Genomic DNA, 17,271 nt, shown 5'->3' with positions numbered 1-17,271 from the left:
GGTTGCCTCTACCGTGACCGGGTGACCAGTCAGGTGATCGTACTGAACGGCGGCTCCAGCTCCGGCAAGACGGGCATCGTCCGCTGCCTGCAAGCGGTCCTGCCGGAGCCGTGGCTCGCCGCTCCCGTCGACGCGCTGGTGGACGCGATGCCCGCCTCCCTGCGGACGCCGGGCGACGGCATCGCGTTCGGGGTCGACGGCGCTGTCGCCGTCGGCCCCGCATTCCGGCGGCTGGAGGCGGCCTGGCGCGAGGGCGTCGCCGCGATGGCCCGAGCGGGCGCGCGGATCGTCGTCGACGACGTCTTCCTCGGCGGAGCGGCCTCCCAGGAGCGGTGGCGCGGGGCGCTGGCCGGACTGGACGTGCTCTGGGTCGGCGTCCGCTGCGACAGCGCGGTCGCCGCGGCCCGCGAGACGGCCCGCGGCGACCGCCCCCGCGGCATGGCCGCGTCGCAGGCGGAGACCGTCCACCGGGGCGTGGTCTACGACCTGGAGGTGGACACGACCCGCACGGAGGCGCTGGACTGCGCGCGGGCCGTCGCGGCCCGGCTCACCCCGCCGAACCCGACGCCCGCGCCCGCCGTCGGCGACGGGCCCGTACGCACGCCCGCGCCCGCGGGCGAGAGAGACAGGGCAGAGCGATGAGCGACCTGTGGACCGGGGAGAGAGTGCGCCTGCGGGGCATCGAACCGGACGACTGGGAGGGCTTCCGGGCCCTGGCCCTGCACACCGTGGACGCCCGGAACGCCGACCTGGTCGAACCGCCCCGCTCGGACGAGGGCTTCCGCGCCTGGGCCGCCGAGCGGGCCGTGCGCGGGCCGAACCCCGCCGCGTACCAACTGGTGATCGAGACCCGGTTCGAGCACGCCTTCGTGGGCGCGGTGTCCGTGGGCGAGACCGACGCACGGGCCGGACGCTTCCGCACCGGCATCGAGGTCACCCGCGAACACCGCCGCCAGGGCTACGCCGCCGAGGCCAGCGAGCTGGTCCTCACGTACATGTTCGCCGAGCAGCGCTGCCACAAGTGCGAGGTCGAGGTCTACGCCTTCAACGACGCCTCCCTGGCCCTCTACCGCAAACTCGGCTTCGTGGAGGAGGGCCGCCTGCGCCAGCACGAGTTCTTCGCGGGCGCCTACCAGGACGTGGTCCTGCTGGGCATCACCGCCGACGAGTACTGGGCGAGCCGCCCCCGCCCCCTGCTGCGGTGAACCGCCCGACCCGACGCCGGAACGGCGAAGGCCGCCGCCTCCGAGGAGAGGCGGCGGCCTTCGCCGCACCGGCCGTCCGTCCCGACCGCGGTCGGGCGGGCGGACCTACAGGTCGAAGTACAGCTCGAACTCGTGCGGGTGCGGGCGGAGCTGGATCGGGGCGATCTCGTGGGTGCGCTTGTAGTCGATCCACGTCTCGATCAGGTCCGACGTGAAGACGCCGCCCGCCTGGAGGTACTCGTTGTCCGCCTCCAGGGCCTCCAGCACGGCCGGGAGCGAGGTCGGGACCTGCTGGACGTTGGCGTGCTCCTCGGGAGCCAGCTCGTAGAGGTCCTTGTCGATCGGCTCCGGCGGCTCGATCTTGTTCTTCACGCCGTCCAGGCCCGCCATCAGCAGCGCCGAGAAGGCGAGGTACGGGTTCGAGGACGGGTCCGGGGCGCGGAACTCGACGCGCTTGGCCTTCGGGTTGGACCCGGTGATCGGGATGCGCATCGCGGCGGAGCGGTTGCGCTGCGAGTACACCATGTTGACCGGGGCCTCGAAGCCGGGGACCAGGCGGTGGTAGGAGTTCACCGTCGGGTTGGTGAAGGCCAGCAGCGACGGGGCGTGCTTGAGGATGCCGCCGATGTAGTGGCGCGCGATGTCCGAGAGGCCCGCGTAGCCCTGCTCGTCGTAGAACAGCGGCGTGCCGCCCTGCCACAGCGACTGGTGGACGTGCATCCCCGAGCCGTTGTCGCCGAAGATCGGCTTCGGCATGAAGGTCGCGGTCTTGCCGTTGCGCCAGGCGACGTTCTTCACGATGTACTTGAAGAGCATCAGGTCGTCGGCGGCGGCGAGCAGCGTGTTGAACTTGTAGTTGATCTCCGCCTGGCCGGCGGTGCCGACCTCGTGGTGCTGGCGCTCGACCTGGAGGCCGTTCTTGTCCAGCTCCAGGGAGATCTCGGCCCGCAGGTCGGCGAAGTGGTCCACCGGCGGGACCGGGAAGTAGCCGCCCTTGTAGCGGACCTTGTACCCGCGGTTGTTCTCGACCGCGCCGGTGTTCCAGGCGCCGGCCTCGGAGTCGATGTGGTAGAAGCTCTCGTTCGCCGACGTCTGGAAGCGGACGTTGTCGAAGACGTAGAACTCGGCCTCCGGGCCGAAGTACGCGGTGTCCGCGATCCCGGTCGAAGCCAGGTACGCCTCGGCCTTCTTCGCGATGTTGCGCGGGTCGCGGCTGTACTGCTCGCCCGTGATCGGGTCGTGGATGAAGAAGTTGACGTTGAGCGTCTTGTCACGGCGGAACGGGTCCACCCGAGCCGTCGACAGGTCCGCGCGCAGCGCCATGTCGGACTCGTGGATCGCCTGGAAGCCGCGGATCGAAGAACCGTCGAAGGCCAGTTCCTCGGCCGGGTCGAAGGCCGCCGCCGGGATCGTGAAGTGCTGCATCACTCCCGGCAGGTCGCAGAACCGGACATCGATGAACTTGACGTCGTTGTCCGCTACGTACTTCTGCACTTCGTCGGCGTTCTGGAACATCCAACTCCTCCTACTCCCGGCCCACGGGAGGGACGGGGTTGTAGCTCGTTGTGCGGCCAGTGCGGTGGCACACGCCGGACCTGACCATAGGCAGCCGGGATTTCTCCAGCATGACCCATTTGTTTCGCCCAAGTTAACCGGGGCGGGTGCGGGCGTCATCTCCGCGGCCGGTCTACAGTGCCCCGCCACGCCGGGCGCAAACACGGGCGCAGTACCGTGGACGGGTGGACAACAGGCAAGCAATCGGATCGTGGCTCTCGGGTCCCCGCGCGGCCGCCGAGGAGATGGGCGCCGACTTCGGGTACCGGGGCAAGGGGCTCGGACTGCCCGAGAAGGGGCCCGGCTCGGTCGCGCCGCTGGGCCGCCGCTTCGGGGCCCTCTTCGTCGACTGGGCGCTCTGCATGGTGATCGCGTACGGGCTGCTGGCCCGCGGCGACCAGCAGGCGGCGGGCAACTGGGCGCTCGGGGTCTTCCTCGTGATGAGCCTGCTCACCGTCGGCACCATCGGCTGCACGCCCGGCAAGCGCCTGCTGGGCGTACGCGTGGTCGCCGAGGCCGGCGGCCGGCTCCCGCTCGGGCGGGTGGCCGTGCGGACCGTCCTGCTCCTGCTCGTCATCCCCGCGCTGGTCTGGGACCGCGACGGACGCGGACTGCACGACCGGCTCTCCCGCGCCGTCCAGGTCCGCATGTGACGCCGTCGTCCGCCCGCGCGCGGCGCACGCCCGCGCGGACGCGACAGCCGCACACACGCCACCCCCGCACCGTCCGCGTACGCGCGCCGCAGCCCCGCGTAGGCCCGAACGCCACCCGCGCACGCCGGACCCCGCCCCGCGTACGCCCACGACGCGTCCCCGCGCACGTGGCGCCCCGCCCCCTACGGCGCCGCCCCCGCACGCCCACGAGAACGGGGCGGCCCCTGGGACCGTCCATCGGTCCGGGGCCGCCCCGTCGTCGTGTCCGCGCGTGCCGCGGTCAGCGCATCTTGCCGCCGCGCGGCATCCGCATCCCCTTGGGCATGGGGCCCTTCGGCAGCGGCATGTTGCTCATCAGGTCGCCCATCGCCCGCAGCCGGTCGTTGGTCCCCGTCACCTGGGGGCCGGTGAGGACGCGGGGGAGCTTCAGCATCCTGGTGCGGACCTTCTGCAGCGGCACCTGGCCCTCGCCGTTGCCGACGATGATGTCGTGCACCGGCACGTCCACCACGATGCGGGCCATCTTCCGCTTCTCGGCGGCGAGCAGGCTCTTGACCCGGTTCGGGTTGCCCTCCGCCACCAGGACGATGCCGGCCTTGCCGACCGCCCGGTGGACGACGTCCTGGCTGCGGTTCATCGCCACCGCGGGGGTGGTGGTCCAGCCGCGTCCGATCCGGTCCAGGACGGCGGCCGCAGCGCCGGGCTGCCCCTCCATCTGCCCGAAGGCCGCCCGCTCGGCCCGCCGGCCGAAGACGATCGCCATCGCGAGGACGGCCAGGACGAAGCCCAGGATGCCCAGGTAGACAGGGTGGCCGATCGCGAAGCCGATGCCGAGGAGGACACCGAACGTGACGATTCCGACACCCGCGACGATGAGACCGATCTTGCTGTCGGTCCGCCGGGTCATCTTGTAGGTCAGGGCGATCTGCTTGAGCCGCCCTGCGTTCTGGGCGCTGTCCGCGCCTTCGGTTTTTGCCTTCCTCGCCATGTACGGAAGTTTACGTGCCGCGAGGACGGGCTAGGAACGGTGGTCGGCCACGTCCCGCAGGACGTACTGGGCCTCCACCCGCTCCTCGGCGCGGCGGCGGTCCTCCAGGACCGCGTTCCACGCGTTGCGGCGGGCCGTGCGCTGGCCGCCGCTCAGCAGCAGCGACTCGACGGCGCGCAGCGCGGTGGCGACGGTCGGAAGGGCGTGGGCGCGGACCGGTGCGGCCTGCATCGTGGTGTCTCCCTCAAAGCGGATGCGCCACCCGGAGGCGCGGACTGAGTACGGGAAGACGTGCCGGCGGCGGGCGGGGGGCCGCCGCCGTACGTGTGACCCAGGGTCACTGCTCGGTGTTACCAGCGCATGACCGGTCGGTCAAACACCAATGAAACCTTCCTTCCGGCCCCCCGCACGCCGAAGCGGCCCATCCGCGTCCCCGACCTGCGGGAAGCGCGGGGGCCGCTCCGGTCCCTCGGCGCCGGCGGACGGCCGCCGGTGAGCGGATTCACACCGCCGACGTGGCCTGCGCGCTCCCGGCGGAGGCCGCGCCGCGCGCGTCCATCGCCTGCTGGAAGAGGCGGCCGGCGCGGTACGAGGAGCGCACCAGCGGACCCGACATCACGCCCGAGTAGCCGATCGCGTCGGCCTCGTCCTTCAGCTCGACGAACTCGTGCGGCTTCACCCAGCGCTCGACCGGGTGGTGCCGCACGGAGGGGCGCAGGTACTGCGTGATCGTGATCAGCTCGCACCCCGCGTCGTACAGGTCCTGGAGCGCCTCGCTGACCTCCTCACGGGTCTCGCCCATGCCGAGGATCAGGTTCGACTTGGTCACCAGGCCGGCCTCGCGGGCCCGCGTGATGACCTCCAGGGAGCGCTCGTAGCGGAAACCGGGGCGGATGCGCTTGAAGATCCGCGGCACCGTCTCCACGTTGTGCGCGAGCACCTCGGGGCGCGAGGAGAAGACCTCGGCGAGCTGCTCGGGGACCGCGTTGAAGTCGGGGATCAGCAGCTCGACCTTGGTCGCGCCCGCCTCCCGGCCCGCGGTGAGCGCGTGGATCTGGCGGACGGTCTCGGCGTACAGCCAGGCGCCGCCGTCCTCCAGGTCGTCGCGGGCGACGCCGGTGATGGTGGCGTAGTTCAGGTCCATCGTGACGACCGACTCGCCGACCCGGCGGGGCTCGTCGCGGTCCAGCGCCTGCGGCTTGCCCGTGTCGATCTGGCAGAAGTCGCAGCGCCGGGTGCACTGGTCGCCGCCGATGAGGAAGGTGGCCTCGCGGTCCTCCCAGCACTCGAAGATGTTGGGGCAGCCCGCCTCCTGGCAGACGGTGTGCAGCCCCTCGCTCTTCACGAGCTTCTGCAACTGGTTGTACTCGGGGCCCATCTTCGCCCGCGTTTTGATCCACTCGGGCTTGCGCTCGATGGGGGTCTGGCTGTTCCGGACCTCCAGGCGCAGCATCTTGCGCCCGTCGGGTGCGACAGCGGACACTCCGGCACTCCCCTTTGCTTTCGCTGCGTGATTCGCTTGGGATTCTTTGGCGAACCCCAGGGTACGCCCGTTAATCAAACGGTCTTGCGCCTGCCCGACCTGCGGCCGAGGAGGCGCGCTCCCCGACCGCCGGGCCGGGGCGTCAGGCCGGGGTCGCGGCCCGGTGCGGCTCGACCGCGCGGGGAGCGGGCTCGGCGCCCTCCAGGACGTCCCGCAGGTGCCTCTCGACGACCGGCAGCACCTCCTCGATGGGGAGGTCGCGGCCCAGCTCGGCGGCGAGCGAGGTGACCCCCGCGTCGCGGATGCCGCAGGGCACGATCCGGTCGAACCAGGTGTTGTCCGGGTTCACGTTGAGGGCGAAGCCGTGCATGGTCACGCCCTTGGCGACGCGGATGCCGATCGCGGCCAGCTTGCGGTCCTCGCGGCGCTGGCCGGCGTTGGACGGGGCGTACTCGGGGCCGTTCAGCCGCGCGTCGAACTCCTCGTCCTGGAGCCGGGGGTCGAAGTCCAGGGAGAGCCCGCCCGTCGAGGGGCGCCGCTCGACCGGGTCGCCGAGGACCCAGACGCCGCTGCGGCCCTCCACGCGGGTGGTCTCCACGCCGAAGTCGGCGGCCGTGCGGATCAGCGCCTCCTCCAGCCGGCGGACGTGCGCGACGACGTCGACCGGGCGCGGGAGCTTCTGGATGGGGTAGCCGACGAGCTGGCCCGGACCGTGCCAGGTGATCTTCCCGCCCCGGTCCACGTCGACGACCGGGGTGCCGTCCAGCGGGCGCTCGCTGTCGGCCGTGCGGCGCCCCGCGGTGTAGACGGGCGGGTGCTCCAGGAGCAGGCAGGTGTCCGGAATCCGGTCCTCGAACCGGGCCGCGTGCACCTCGCGCTGCTTCTGCCATGCCTCCCGGTACTCGACGGCCTGCTCGCCGAAGCCCAGACGGACGAACCGCAGCTCGCTCACCGATGCCTCCCTAGGTGGGGCGCCGCGTGCCCGGAGAGGTGTCCCCGGAGGTGGCGGCACCCTGCACTGATCGCGCCCGCGTCCACTGTACGACCGAGTGGCCGACGGTCCTCCGGCAGGGCGAGGGGCCGCCGGGATCGGCCGCCGCCGGCGGCGGCTCGGGCCGGACGGGTGTTCCTCGGACATGTTCCGTACGGGGGTGTTTCCGTCAGCATTCCCCGGAATCCTCACACGATCGGATGAACGAGGAGCAAAGGGTGGTTGCGGCCGCCCCGGTGACCGCTACATTCGCGCCGTTCCCATGAGGGCTGCCCGCCCGGCCCCGAAGGCAGGAGACCGTACAGCTGATGTCGGAACGACCCCCGCAGCGCACGCCCAACCGCCGCCTCGCCGCGCTCATCGCGGAAGCCGGGTTCTCCCACGCGGGCCTGGCCCGCCGGGTCGACCAGCTCGGCCTCGAACACGGACTCGACCTGCGGTACGACAAGACCTCGGTGACCCGCTGGCTGCGGGGTCAGCAGCCGCGCGGCACCACCCCGGCCCTGATCGCGGAGGTCTTCACCCGGCGGCTGGGACGCCGGCTCTCCGCACAGGACCTCGGGCTCGACGCCTGCGCGCCCGTCTACGCGGGCCTGGAGTTCGCCGCCACCCCGGCCGAGGCCGTCGACATCGTCAGCGGCCTGTGGCGCAAGGACTCCGGCACCCACACCGAACTGCGCAAGATCGCCTTCACCCCGGCCGGACTCGTCGTCCCCAGCCGGGACTGGCTGATCGGCCGGGCCGACGAGTGGGTGGCGCGGGACGTCGGGGCCGCCGTGCGGATCGGGGGAGAGGCCCCGCCCCCGCCGCCCGGCCGCCCGGAGGGGGCGCCGCGCCCCGAGGTCCGGGCGGCGCCCCGCCCGGCCGGACCGCCCCGGCCCGCGCCCGCGGGGCCGGCCGCCGCGCGCCCGCCCGCACCGGCGCCCTGCGGCGCGCCGCCGTCCGGAGCCGGCCCGCTGCCCGTGGTGCCGCGCCAGCGCCAGAGCGAGCGGCGGCCCGGACAGCGGGTGGTCAACGGGGACGTCGCCGCGCTGCGCTCGGTCGGCGAGCTGTTCCGCTCCCTGGACCGCACCTACGGCGGGGGCCACGCCCGGCAGGCCCTCGTGCGCTATCTGGAGCACGAGGCCGAGCCGATGCTCCGGGGCGCCTACGGCGAGGCCACCGGGCGGCGGCTGTTCGCCGCGGTCGCCGACCTGACCCGGCTGGCCGGCTGGACCTCGTACGACATCGCCGCCCACGGACTGGCCCAGCGCTACTTCGTCCAGGCGCTGCGGCTCGCCCAGGCCGCCGGCGACCGGGGCTACGGCGCGTACGTCCTGATCACGATGAGCCGGCAGGCGGTCTACCTCGGGCACGGCCGGGAGGCCGTGCAGCTCGCCCGCGTCGCCCAGCAGGGGATCGGCTCCGCCGCCCCGCCCCTCGTCCAGGCCCTGCTGCACTCGGCCGAGGCCCGCGGGCACGCGGTGCTCGCCGAGGCCCGCGCCTGCACCGCCGCCCTGACGCGGGCCGAGCACGCCCTGGCCGCAGCCCGCCCCGGCGACGAGGCGCCCCACTGGGCCCGCTCCTTCGACGAGGCGCAGCTCGCCGACGATCTCGGGCACTGCCACCGCGACCTCCAGCAGTACCGCTCCGCCGCCCAGCACGCGGAGCGCTCGCTCCAGTTGCGCGCCCCGGCGTACGCCCGGAGCAGGCTGCTGTGCCGGGTGGTCCTCGCCTCGGCGCGGCTGGGCCTCGGGGAGTTGGAACAGGCCTGCCTGCTGGGCGCGGAGGCGGCCCAGCAGGCGGCCGAGATGCGCTCGGTCCGCGCCACGGAGTACGTGCGCGCCTTCGAGCGCGCCCTGGAGCCCTACCGGGACGCGGTCGCCGTCCGCGGCTACCGCGACCGGGTCGCGGCCCTCGGCTGAGGCCCCGTCACGCCGCCCTCGGCAGGCGCGGGCTCCCCTCGTGCGGGCCGGTGGCCGCCAGGTCGGTGAGGATCGCCTCGGCCGCCCGGCGCCCCGACCGCAGCGCGCCCTGGACCGTGCTCGCGTCGCGGTGGTCGCCGCACACGTACAGCCCGGCCAGCAACCGCACCGGGCGGCGCGGGTCGTGCGGGACCGCCATCGCGGGGACGGCCTGCGGGTCGTGATGGACCGCCAGCAGCTCCCAGTCGCCCGTGGGCACGCCGTACAGCGCCGCCAGGTGCCCCCGCACCGAGCGGTCCAGGTCCGGCGGCGGGGCGCCCAGCACCGCCGAGGTGACCAGGCTCCGCCCCTCGGGGGCGCGCGAGGGGTCCACCTCGCTCATCACCGCGGTGTACGCCACCGGGCCCGACCGGTCGCCGTCCAGCACCAGCGACCTGCCGGTCGGCGGCGGGACGGGCGCGGTGTGGTGAAGGGCCGTCACGGCGTGGAAGGACGGCGACCGCAGTCCGGGCAGCAGCTCGGCCGCCGCCGCTCCGCCGGTCGCCAGCAGCAGGGAGCGGCACCGCAGCTCCCCGTGCCCCTCGGTCCGCACGGAGGTGGTGGCGGCGGCGGTCGCCCGCACGCCCGTGCGCACCGTGCCCGGCGGCAGCGAGGCCGCCAGCAGCTCCGGCAGCGCCGCCGCGCCGCCCGCCGGGACGCAGAGGCCGCCGCACGCGTAGTCCCGCAGGGCGATGTCGGCGCACCTGCTCGACGTGGTGAGGCCGGGGTCGCTCAGCAGGGCGGTGAGCAGGGGACGCAGGACGCCGTCCACCGTGCGGGCGGGCAGGCCGGTCGCGGCCGAGGCGGTGTACGCGGTCCGCTCCGGGCGGGCGCGCAGCCGGGCCGGCGGGGTGGCCGCCAGGCGGGACAGCGCCGCGCCCAGCCGGGCCCGGTCGATCGCGCCGGTCACCGCGCCGCCCCGACCGCCCCGCGCCGGGGCCCCGTGCGCGCTGTGCCCCGCACCCCCCGGGCAGAGGGCGTACGAGCGGTGGCGCACCGCCTTGAGCGCGCTCCGCGCACTCCGGATGTCGCCGGTGGGATGGAGGTGGCCCCCGCTGTGGACCAGCACCCCCGGCGCGAACCTCCGCAGGCGCGGCACGCCGGGCCCCGGAGCGCCGGCCAGCTCGGGCCAGGACGCGCAGAGCAGGGGGGCGAGGCGGTCGAGCCGGAACCCGTCGACCTCCTCGGTGGCGAGCCGACCGCCCACCCGGTCGCCGGCCTCCAGGACGGTGACCGTGAGCCCCGCGCCGGTCAGCAGACGGGCCGCCGACAGGCCGGCGACCCCGGCCCCGATGATGACCACGTCAGCGTGGTGTGCCGTGCTGCGCACATGCCCCTCCCCGAGTCGGTGCGACTGGTGGGAGGTTCATTCCCCCAACGGGCCTCCGGAATAACGGAGTTCACGAGGAGGGGAGGAGGATGGCCGATACTCGGTCAGACGCGCGCGCCGGGGCGCGGGGTCACACGCGGCGGGGACCGGCCGGTTCAGCGCAGGGCGGCCCGGATCGCCGCGTCGATGCGCGGGAAGGCGAAGGAGAAGCCGGAGTCCAGGAGCTTGCCCGGAAGCACCCGCTGGCTGCCCAGCACCTCCCCGGCGAACTCCCCGAGCGCGATCCGCAGCGCGGGGGCGGGCGCGGTGAACAGCGTCGGGCGGCGCAGCACCCGGCCCATCGCGGCGGTCACCTCGGCGTTGGTCACCGGGTGGGGCCCGGTCAGGTTCACCGGGCCCGTCAGCGACTCGGTGTCCAGGATGTGGCGCAGGGCCGCGATGTGGTCGTGCAGCGCGATGAAGCTCCAGTACTGGCGGCCGTCGCCCAGCCGTCCGCCGAGCCCCGCCCGGAACAGCGGGAAGAGCCGCCCCCAGGCCCCGCCCCCGCGCGCGACGACCAGGCCCGTGCGGGCGTGCACGGTGCGGACGCCGGCCTCCTCGGCGGCGGCGGTGGCCGCCTCCCACTCCTCGCAGACGGAGGGCAGGAACCCGTGTCCGGGCGGCGCGCCCTCGTCCACCGCGCGGTCCCCGGTGTCCCCGTAGAAGCCGATGGCGGAGCCGGAGAGCAGGAGCCGGGGCGGGGTGTCGAGCGAGGCGACGGCCTCGGCGATCGCGGCGGTGCCCAGGACCCGGCTGTCGCGGATCTCCCGCTTGTAGGCGTCGCTCCAGCGGTGGTCGCCGACCCCGGCCCCGGCCAGGTGGACGACGGCGTCGCAGCCCACCAGCCCGGCCGCGTCCACCTGGCCGTGCGCGGGGTCCCACGCCACCTCGTCGCCGGTCCTGGCGGGCCGCCGGACCAGGCGGACCACCTCGTGCCCGTCGGCCCGCAGCGAGCGCACCAGCGCCGCTCCGATGAGTCCGGACGATCCGCTGACGGCGATACGGGAGGTCGGCATGGACCCATCCTGCCCCACGCGCCACGAGGAACACGGAGACACGGGGAAGCGGGGACGCCAGGGGCGTCACGGAGACGCGGAGACGTGCCGGGGCGAGGTCCAAGGGGCAGGCCCCCGAGGCACAGCCGTACGGGCGGAGCCACCGGGACGCGGGACGAGGCCCAGGGGTCCCGGAGGCGCGGGTGCACGGGCGGGGCCACGCAGGACGGGGACGCGAGCTCTCGGGACGCGCGGGCGCGGGAGGCGTTGAGCCGCCGGGCGAATCCCGTGGCCGCGCGGAGAGGCCGCATGGCACAGTGACGCCATGCCCGCACTCACCCTCCACCCGGTCCGCCGCGCCCTGCCCGCCGACGAGGAGGCCCTCGGCGAGCTGGACCGGGCCGCCTGGTCGACGCTGCACGCGGTGACGCCGCCGCCCCAGCCGCCGTACGACCCGTTCTTCGACGAGCGGCACCGGCCGGAGGACTTCCTCGTGGTGGAGGCGGAGGAGGGGGCCGGCGGGGCGAGGGTCGCCGGGTACATACGGCTCGTACCGCCGACCCCGCTCGCCTGCAACGCCCATGTGCGGCAGATCCAGGGCCTGGCCGTGGCCGGCTGGGCGCGCGGGGCGGGCGCCGGGCGGGCGCTGCTGCGGGCCGCTTTCGCCGAGGCCCGCGGTCAGGGCGCGCACCGGATCACCCTGCGGGTGCTGGCGCACAACGCCCCGGCCCGCGCGCTGTACGCCTCCGAGGGCTTCGCCGTCGAAGGGGTGCTGCCCGGAGAGTTCTTCCTGCACGGCGACTACGTCGACGACGTCCTGATGGGCCGCTCGCTCACCGTCTGACGGGGCCGCCCCGCCCGCTCACCGGGGGCCGAAGCGGTCCCACAGCTCCGGGTAGCGGGCGGCCAGGGCCTCGTCGTCCTCCAGGTCGACAGGGGCGCCCAAAGGGTCGGCGGGCTGCGGCGGCAGCCCCAGGTCCGGCGCGACCACGCCGGTGAGCTGCTCGTACGCCTCGTCGGCCGCGTACCCCAGGTCCTCGCCGTCCCCGTCGACCTCCTCGTCGAAGTCCTCCAGCAGCTCCGCGAGCCCGTCCGGGTCGTGCAGGGCCCCCTCGAAGACCTCCCGCCCCTGGCCGATCAGCCAGCAGCGGAAGTAGTCGAAGGCGTCATCGCCCGCACCGCCCAGCAGCACGGCCGCCGCGCCCCACAGGTCCCAGCGGTAGGCCCGGTTGTAGCGGGCCTCGAAGTGCCGGGCGAAGTCCAGCACGGATTCCGGATCGAGCTGCGCCAGCCGGTCCACCAGCAGGTCGGCATGGTCCTCGGGGTCGCCGTCGGCGGCCTCGCGGGTGTGGTCGATGATCTCCCAGAATTCCGTTTCGTCCATCACGGGTACAGCATCCAGCCTGCCGGGTGCTCCCGCACGCGCTGACGCCGAATTGAAGCCTTTCAGCAATACAACTCGCTCAGGCGTTCGGCCGCTTCCGCGAACCGGGCCCGCAACTCCTCGGGGGCCACCACCTCCAACTCCGGCCCCACCGCCATGAGCTGGGAGTACGCCACGTCCAGCGACTCCACCGGCAGGACCACGGTGCGCCACCCGTCCGGCCCGGCGGGGGCCGCCTCGACCAGCGCCGCGACGCCGGCCGCCGGGTCGCCGACGCGCGCGAGCCGCCGCGCCCCGCGCCCGGACACCCGTACGGTCACCTCGGTGCGCAGCAGGGACCGCGCGAACTCCGCGGACCGCGCCTCCCAGAAGCCGGCCAGATCGAAGGAGGCGTCCCGCTCGAACCGCTCCTCGGCCGCCTCCGCGGCGGTGAAGCGGTCGATCCGGTAGACCCGGAAGCCGTCCGCCACCGCGGCGCACAGATACCAGACCCCGGCCTTGAGCACGAGGCCGTACGGGGCCAGCTCACGGGCCGCCTCCGCACCCTCGCCGCCGCCCGCCCGGTAGCGGACCCGCAGCAGGCGGTCGTCCCGGACCGCGTCGGCGACGGCGGGCAGCAGCGCGGGGGTCTCCGGCTCGTGGAACCACGACGGGGCGTCCAGGTGGAAGCGCCGGGCGGCGGAGGAGGGCGCGTCGCGCAGGGAGGGCAGCAGCGCCGCCGACACCTTGAGCCGGGCCGCCGACGCCGCGTCCTCCAGGCCCATCTCGCGCAGCGCCGAGGGCAGCCCGGAGAGGAAGAGCGCCTCCGCCTCGTCCCGCGCCAGGCCGGTCAGCCGGGTGCGGTAGCCGCCGACCAGCCGGTAGCCGCCGGCCCGGCCGCGTTCCGCGTACACCGGGACGCCCGCCTCGCAGAGCGCCTGCGCGTCACGGGTCACCGTGCGCTCGGACACCTCCAGCTCGGCCGCCAGCTCGGCCGCGGTCATGGCGGGGCGGGACTGGAGGAGCAGCACCATCTTGATCAACCGGGCGGCACGCATGAGCCCATTGTGGCCGCGGCGGCGAGAACCCCCGGCCGCCGGGGCGGGGCGCCGTCGGGCGCGCCCGCCCCGGCGACCGGGGGTGTCCGGCTCAGAGGCCGTAGCGCTCGCGCGCCTCCTTGACCGCGGCGGCCGGCACCTCGCCGCGCTTGGCGAGCTGGGCCAGCGCGGCCACCACGATCGACCGGGCGTCGACGCCGAAGTGGCGGCGGGCCGCGTCGCGGGTGTCGGAGAGGCCGAAGCCGTCCGTGCCGAGCGAGGACCAGTCCTGCTCCACCCACTGGCTGATCTGGTCCGGGACCTGGCGCATCCAGTCGCTGACCGCGAGGACCGGGCCCGGCGCGCCGGCGAGCGCCTGGGTCACGTACGGCACCCGCTCCTCACCGCGGAGCAGCGCCTCGTCGGCCGCCAGGGCGTCGCGGCGCAGCTCGCCCCACGAGGTGGCGGACCAGACGTCGGCGGTGACGTTCCAGTCGGCGGCCAGCAGCTCCTGGGCCTCCAGGGCCCAGTGGATCGCCGTGCCCGACGCCAGCAGTTGCAGGCGCGGCGCGTCCGCCGAGGCGGGCGTGCCCTCCTTGAAGCGGTACAGGCCCTTGACGATGCCCTCCTCGACGCCCTCGGGCATCGCGGGCTGGGGCTTCGGCTCGTTGTAGACCGTCAGGTAGTAGAAGACGTCCGCGTCCTCGCCGGGGGCCGCCTGCCCGTACATCCGGCGCAGGCCGTCCTTGACGATCACCGCGATCTCGTAGGCGAACGCCGGGTCGTAGTTGAGCGAGGCCGGGTTGGTGGCCGCGATCAGGTGCGAGTGGCCGTCCGCGTGCTGGAGACCCTCGCCCGTCAGGGTCGTCCGGCCCGCCGTCGCGCCGACGATGAAGCCCTTGCCGAGCTGGTCGGCGAGCTGCCACATCTGGTCGCCGGTCCGCTGCCAGCCGAACATCGAGTAGAAGATGTAGAACGGGATCATCGTCTCGCCGTGCGTCGCGTACGACGTGGCGGCGGCGATGAAGTCGGCCATGGCCCCGGCCTCGGTGATCCCCTCGTTGAGGATCTGGCCGTCCTTGGCCTCCTTGTAGTACATGAGCTGGTCGCGGTCGACCGGCTCGTACGTCTGGCCCAGCGGGGAGTAGATGCCGGCGGACGGGAAGAGGGACTCCATCCCGAAGGTGCGGGCCTCGTCCGGGACGATCGGCACCCAGCGCCTGCCGGTCTCCTTGTCCCGCATCAGGTCCTTCACCAGCCGGACGAAGGCCATGGTGGTGGCCATCTCCTGCTTGCCGGACCCCTTGTACAGCGCCTTGAACGCGCGCTCCTCGGGCTGCGGCAGGGCCGCCGCGTGCACCCGGCGGGCCGGGGCGGGGCCGCCGAGGGCGGCGCGGCGCTCCTGGAGGTAGCGGACCTCGGGGGAGTCGGCGCCGGGGTGGGCGTAGGGCACCAGGCCGTCGGCGAAGGCGCTGTCGGGGATCGGCAGGCCGAGCAGCTCGCGCATGTCCTTGAACTCGTCCACCGACAGCTTCTTCATCTGGTGGTTGGCGTTCTTGGACTCGAAGCCCTTGCCGAGCGTGTAGCCCTTGACCGTCTGGGCCAGGATCACGGTCGGCGCGCCCTTGTGCTCGACGGCCGCCCGGTACGCCGCGTAGACCTTGCGGGCCTCGTGGCCGCCGCGCGAGGTGTAGAAGCACTCGGCGATCTTCGCGTCGCTGAGCAGCTTCGCCAGCTCGACGAGCGCGGGCTCGGCGCCGAAGAAGTGCTCGCGGATGTAGGCGACGTCGCGGGTGGCGTACGTCTGGAACTGCGCGTCCGGGACCTCCCGCAGGCGGCGCAGCAGCGCGCCCTGGGTGTCCAACTGGAACAGCTCGTCCCAGGCGTTGCCCCAGAGCGTCTTGATCACGTTCCAGCCGGCCCCGCGGAACGCGCCCTCCAGCTCCTGGACCACGCGGAAGTTGGCGCGGACCGGGCCGTCGAGGCGCTGCAGGTTGCAGTTGATGACGAAGGTCAGGTTGTCGAGGCCCTCGCGGGCCGCCAGCGCGAGGGCGGCGGTCGACTCGGGCTCGTCCATCTCGCCGTCGCCCAGGAAGGCCCAGACGTGCGAGTTCGACGTGTCCTTGATGTTGCGGTTGGCCAGGTAGCGGTTGAAGCGCGCCTGGTAGATGGCCGAGAGCGGGCCGAGGCCCATCGACACGGTGGGGAACTCCCACAGCCAGGGCAGCCGCCGCGGGTGCGGGTAGGAGGGCAGGCCCTCGCCGCCCGCCTCCTGGCGGAAGTTGTCGAGCTGCTGCTCGCTGATCCGGCCGTCGAGGAAGGCGCGGGCGTAGATGCCGGGGGAGGCGTGGCCCTGGATGTAGAGCTGGTCCCCGGAGCCGTCCCCCTCCTTGCCGCGGAAGAAGTGGTTGAAGCCGGTCTCGTAGAGCCAGGCCGCGGAGGCGAAGGTGGCGATGTGGCCGCCGACCCCGTACCGGGCGCCGCGGGTGACCATCGCGGCGGCGTTCCAGCGGTTCCACGCGGTGATCCGCGACTCCATCTCCAGGTCGCCGTCGAACGCGGGCTCGGCGGCGGTCGGGATGGAGTTGACGTAGTCGGTCTCCAGCAGCTTGGGCAGCGCGAGACCGGCGCCCTCGGCGTGCTGCAGCGAGCGGCGCATCAGGTACGCGGCCCGGTGCGGGCCGGCGGCCTGGGTGACGGCGTCCAGGGAGGCCGCCCATTCGGCGGTCTCCTCGGGGTCGCGGTCCGGGAGCTGGTCGAGCTCGCTCGGAAGCTTTCCTACGGGGTCGGTCATGATCGCCGCCTTCCGGAGAGGAGGGGGGTGGAGAAGGCCCTGACGGGCAGGACAGGGCGATCGGGCCGGTGGGCCCGCGGAGTGAACTGTAAGTCGCTGATCGATGATCGATCAAAGGATTGAAGGGAAAACTTCTCGATACGAAGAAAAGTGGCATGGGGTGCCGCGAAACGGGGCACGGAGTGACGCGTCAAAACGCGCAAATGGGGCGCTGTCCGCACGGACGAGCGGCGGACGCGCCAGATGATCGGGGGTCGGTCAGGCGCGCGGCGCGCACCCGAGGACATGGGCCTTCACCAGGGCCCCGATCTGCGGGTCCTGCCGCAGGAACGCGTCGATGAGCGCCTGGTGCTCCTCCGCGTACGACTTCTGCACCGTGCCCAGCCACCGGATCGACAGGGCCGTGAACACCTCGATGCCCAGCCCCTCCCAGGTGTGCAGCAGCACCGCGTTCCCCGCGGCCCGCACCAGCTCCCGGTGGAAGCCGACCGTGTGCCGCACCTGGGCCTCGCCGTCCGCCCGCCGGTCCGCCTCGTACAGCGCGGTCACGTGCGGCTCCAGCGCCGAGCAGTCCTGGCCGAGCCGCGCGGCCGCCAGCTCCGCCGCGATCTGCTCCAGGCCGGCCCGTACCGGGTAGCTCTCCTCCAGGTCGGCGGCGGTGAGGTTGCGGACCCGTACGCCCTTGTTGGGGGCCGACTCGATCAGCCGGAGCGTCTCCAGCTCGCGCAGCGCCTCGCGCACGGGCGTCTGGCTGACCTCCAGCTCGGTGGCGATGCGGCGCTCCACGATCCGCTCGCCCGGCTTCCAGCGCCCGCTGACGATCCCCTCCACGATGTGCTCGCGGATCTGTTCGCGCAGCGAGTGGACGACGGGCGGGGTCATGGAGGGCTCCTTCG

At 73.9% G+C, this 17,271-nt stretch carries 15 protein-coding genes and 1 pseudogene; 5 read left to right on the top strand and 11 right to left on the bottom strand.

The annotated features are described in order from the left end of the window. Positions 1 to 21 precede the first annotated feature (21 nt). Both cpt and ACZ6EJ_RS11755 read left to right on the top strand, forming a co-directional pair. A pseudogene (gene cpt / locus ACZ6EJ_RS11760) lies at positions 22 to 552 on the top strand (chloramphenicol phosphotransferase CPT); the annotation flags it as partial. 86 nt (positions 553 to 638) lie between these two features. Further along, positions 639 to 1,205: a GNAT family N-acetyltransferase gene (locus tag ACZ6EJ_RS11755; RefSeq protein ID WP_469266455.1), complete on the top strand. Its 567-nt coding sequence runs from the start codon at positions 639 to 641 to the stop codon at positions 1,203 to 1,205. Between the two features lie 105 nt (positions 1,206 to 1,310). Here ACZ6EJ_RS11755 and glnA read toward each other — a convergent pair whose 3' ends face one another. Then, on the bottom strand, positions 1,311 to 2,720 hold the full coding sequence (gene glnA, locus ACZ6EJ_RS11750) for a type I glutamate--ammonia ligase (protein ID WP_469266453.1): 1,410 nt from the start codon (positions 2,718 to 2,720) through the stop codon (positions 1,311 to 1,313). A gap of 284 nt (positions 2,721 to 3,004) precedes the next feature. Here glnA and ACZ6EJ_RS11745 point away from each other — a divergent pair, with 284 nt between their 5' ends. Continuing rightward, positions 3,005 to 3,412 (top strand): RDD family protein, encoded by a 408-nt coding sequence (locus tag ACZ6EJ_RS11745; protein WP_469266537.1) that lies wholly within the window; start codon positions 3,005 to 3,007, stop codon positions 3,410 to 3,412. Between the two features lie 280 nt (positions 3,413 to 3,692). Here ACZ6EJ_RS11745 and ACZ6EJ_RS11740 read toward each other — a convergent pair whose 3' ends face one another. The 4 genes from ACZ6EJ_RS11740 to lipB form a co-directional block, all read right to left on the bottom strand. Next, a complete protein-coding gene (locus ACZ6EJ_RS11740; RefSeq protein ID WP_469266452.1) occupies positions 3,693 to 4,400 on the bottom strand; it encodes a DUF4191 domain-containing protein in 708 nt (235 codons plus the stop codon). Positions 4,401 to 4,430: 30 nt separating this feature from the next. Then, positions 4,431 to 4,631, bottom strand: a complete 201-nt coding sequence (locus tag ACZ6EJ_RS11735; RefSeq protein ID WP_469266450.1) for an SCO2195 family GlnR-regulated protein — start codon at positions 4,629 to 4,631, stop codon at positions 4,431 to 4,433. Between the two features lie 271 nt (positions 4,632 to 4,902). Continuing rightward, complete coding sequence (lipA, locus tag ACZ6EJ_RS11730) at positions 4,903 to 5,883, bottom strand: lipoyl synthase (protein WP_469266449.1); 981 nt, start codon at positions 5,881 to 5,883, stop codon at positions 4,903 to 4,905. A gap of 142 nt (positions 5,884 to 6,025) precedes the next feature. Further along, positions 6,026 to 6,835 (bottom strand): lipoyl(octanoyl) transferase LipB, encoded by an 810-nt coding sequence (gene lipB / locus ACZ6EJ_RS11725; protein WP_469266448.1) that lies wholly within the window; start codon positions 6,833 to 6,835, stop codon positions 6,026 to 6,028. A gap of 347 nt (positions 6,836 to 7,182) precedes the next feature. On the opposite strand from lipB, the gene ACZ6EJ_RS11720 reads away from it, so the two are divergent. After that, positions 7,183 to 8,778 (top strand): regulator, encoded by a 1,596-nt coding sequence (locus ACZ6EJ_RS11720; protein WP_469266447.1) that lies wholly within the window; start codon positions 7,183 to 7,185, stop codon positions 8,776 to 8,778. A gap of 7 nt (positions 8,779 to 8,785) precedes the next feature. Here the strand turns inward: ACZ6EJ_RS11720 and ACZ6EJ_RS11715 are convergent, their stop codons facing one another. Beyond that, positions 8,786 to 10,147: an FAD-dependent oxidoreductase gene (locus tag ACZ6EJ_RS11715; protein WP_469266446.1), complete on the bottom strand. Its 1,362-nt coding sequence runs from the start codon at positions 10,145 to 10,147 to the stop codon at positions 8,786 to 8,788. A gap of 155 nt (positions 10,148 to 10,302) precedes the next feature. Further along, positions 10,303 to 11,202 (bottom strand): TIGR01777 family oxidoreductase, encoded by a 900-nt coding sequence (locus ACZ6EJ_RS11710; protein WP_469266445.1) that lies wholly within the window; start codon positions 11,200 to 11,202, stop codon positions 10,303 to 10,305. A gap of 304 nt (positions 11,203 to 11,506) precedes the next feature. On the opposite strand from ACZ6EJ_RS11710, the gene ACZ6EJ_RS11705 reads away from it, so the two are divergent. Then, positions 11,507 to 12,025, top strand: a complete 519-nt coding sequence (locus ACZ6EJ_RS11705) for a GNAT family N-acetyltransferase (protein WP_469266443.1) — start codon at positions 11,507 to 11,509, stop codon at positions 12,023 to 12,025. 18 nt (positions 12,026 to 12,043) lie between these two features. Here the strand turns inward: ACZ6EJ_RS11705 and ACZ6EJ_RS11700 are convergent, their stop codons facing one another. The 4 genes from ACZ6EJ_RS11700 to ACZ6EJ_RS11685 all read right to left on the bottom strand — a co-directional run bounded on the left by ACZ6EJ_RS11700 (position 12,044) and on the right by ACZ6EJ_RS11685 (position 17,257). Next, positions 12,044 to 12,565: a DUF4240 domain-containing protein gene (locus tag ACZ6EJ_RS11700; protein WP_469266441.1), complete on the bottom strand. Its 522-nt coding sequence runs from the start codon at positions 12,563 to 12,565 to the stop codon at positions 12,044 to 12,046. A 62-nt stretch (positions 12,566 to 12,627) separates the two neighbouring features. Beyond that, positions 12,628 to 13,602 (bottom strand): helix-turn-helix transcriptional regulator, encoded by a 975-nt coding sequence (locus tag ACZ6EJ_RS11695; protein ID WP_469266439.1) that lies wholly within the window; start codon positions 13,600 to 13,602, stop codon positions 12,628 to 12,630. A 91-nt stretch (positions 13,603 to 13,693) separates the two neighbouring features. Further along, entirely contained in the window at positions 13,694 to 16,375 is a 2,682-nt protein-coding gene (aceE, locus tag ACZ6EJ_RS11690; RefSeq protein ID WP_469266438.1) for a pyruvate dehydrogenase (acetyl-transferring), homodimeric type, read from the bottom strand. A gap of 258 nt (positions 16,376 to 16,633) precedes the next feature. Then, on the bottom strand, positions 16,634 to 17,257 hold the full coding sequence (locus ACZ6EJ_RS11685) for a GntR family transcriptional regulator (protein WP_469266436.1): 624 nt from the start codon (positions 17,255 to 17,257) through the stop codon (positions 16,634 to 16,636). Between the last annotated feature and the right edge of the window lie 14 nt (positions 17,258 to 17,271).

This window comes from Streptomyces sp. NPDC041970, from assembly GCF_055588985.1.
This window is presented reverse-complemented; position numbering and strand designations above follow the sequence as displayed.

Coding starts and splice junctions, on each gene's coding strand:
- aceE (WP_469266438.1), bottom strand. CDS start 16,375: ATGACCGACCCCGTAGGAAAGCTTCCGAGCGAGCTCGACCAGCTCCCG.
- ACZ6EJ_RS11735 (WP_469266450.1), bottom strand. CDS start 4,631: ATGCAGGCCGCACCGGTCCGCGCCCACGCCCTTCCGACCGTCGCCACC.
- ACZ6EJ_RS11720 (WP_469266447.1), top strand. CDS start 7,183: ATGTCGGAACGACCCCCGCAGCGCACGCCCAACCGCCGCCTCGCCGCG.
- glnA (WP_469266453.1), bottom strand. CDS start 2,720: ATGTTCCAGAACGCCGACGAAGTGCAGAAGTACGTAGCGGACAACGAC.
- ACZ6EJ_RS11710 (WP_469266445.1), bottom strand. CDS start 11,202: ATGCCGACCTCCCGTATCGCCGTCAGCGGATCGTCCGGACTCATCGGA.
- ACZ6EJ_RS11745 (WP_469266537.1), top strand. CDS start 3,005: ATGGGCGCCGACTTCGGGTACCGGGGCAAGGGGCTCGGACTGCCCGAG.
- ACZ6EJ_RS11705 (WP_469266443.1), top strand. CDS start 11,507: ATGCCCGCACTCACCCTCCACCCGGTCCGCCGCGCCCTGCCCGCCGAC.
- ACZ6EJ_RS11700 (WP_469266441.1), bottom strand. CDS start 12,565: ATGGACGAAACGGAATTCTGGGAGATCATCGACCACACCCGCGAGGCC.
- ACZ6EJ_RS11740 (WP_469266452.1), bottom strand. CDS start 4,400: ATGGCGAGGAAGGCAAAAACCGAAGGCGCGGACAGCGCCCAGAACGCA.
- ACZ6EJ_RS11755 (WP_469266455.1), top strand. CDS start 639: ATGAGCGACCTGTGGACCGGGGAGAGAGTGCGCCTGCGGGGCATCGAA.
- ACZ6EJ_RS11695 (WP_469266439.1), bottom strand. CDS start 13,602: ATGCGTGCCGCCCGGTTGATCAAGATGGTGCTGCTCCTCCAGTCCCGC.
- ACZ6EJ_RS11685 (WP_469266436.1), bottom strand. CDS start 17,257: ATGACCCCGCCCGTCGTCCACTCGCTGCGCGAACAGATCCGCGAGCAC.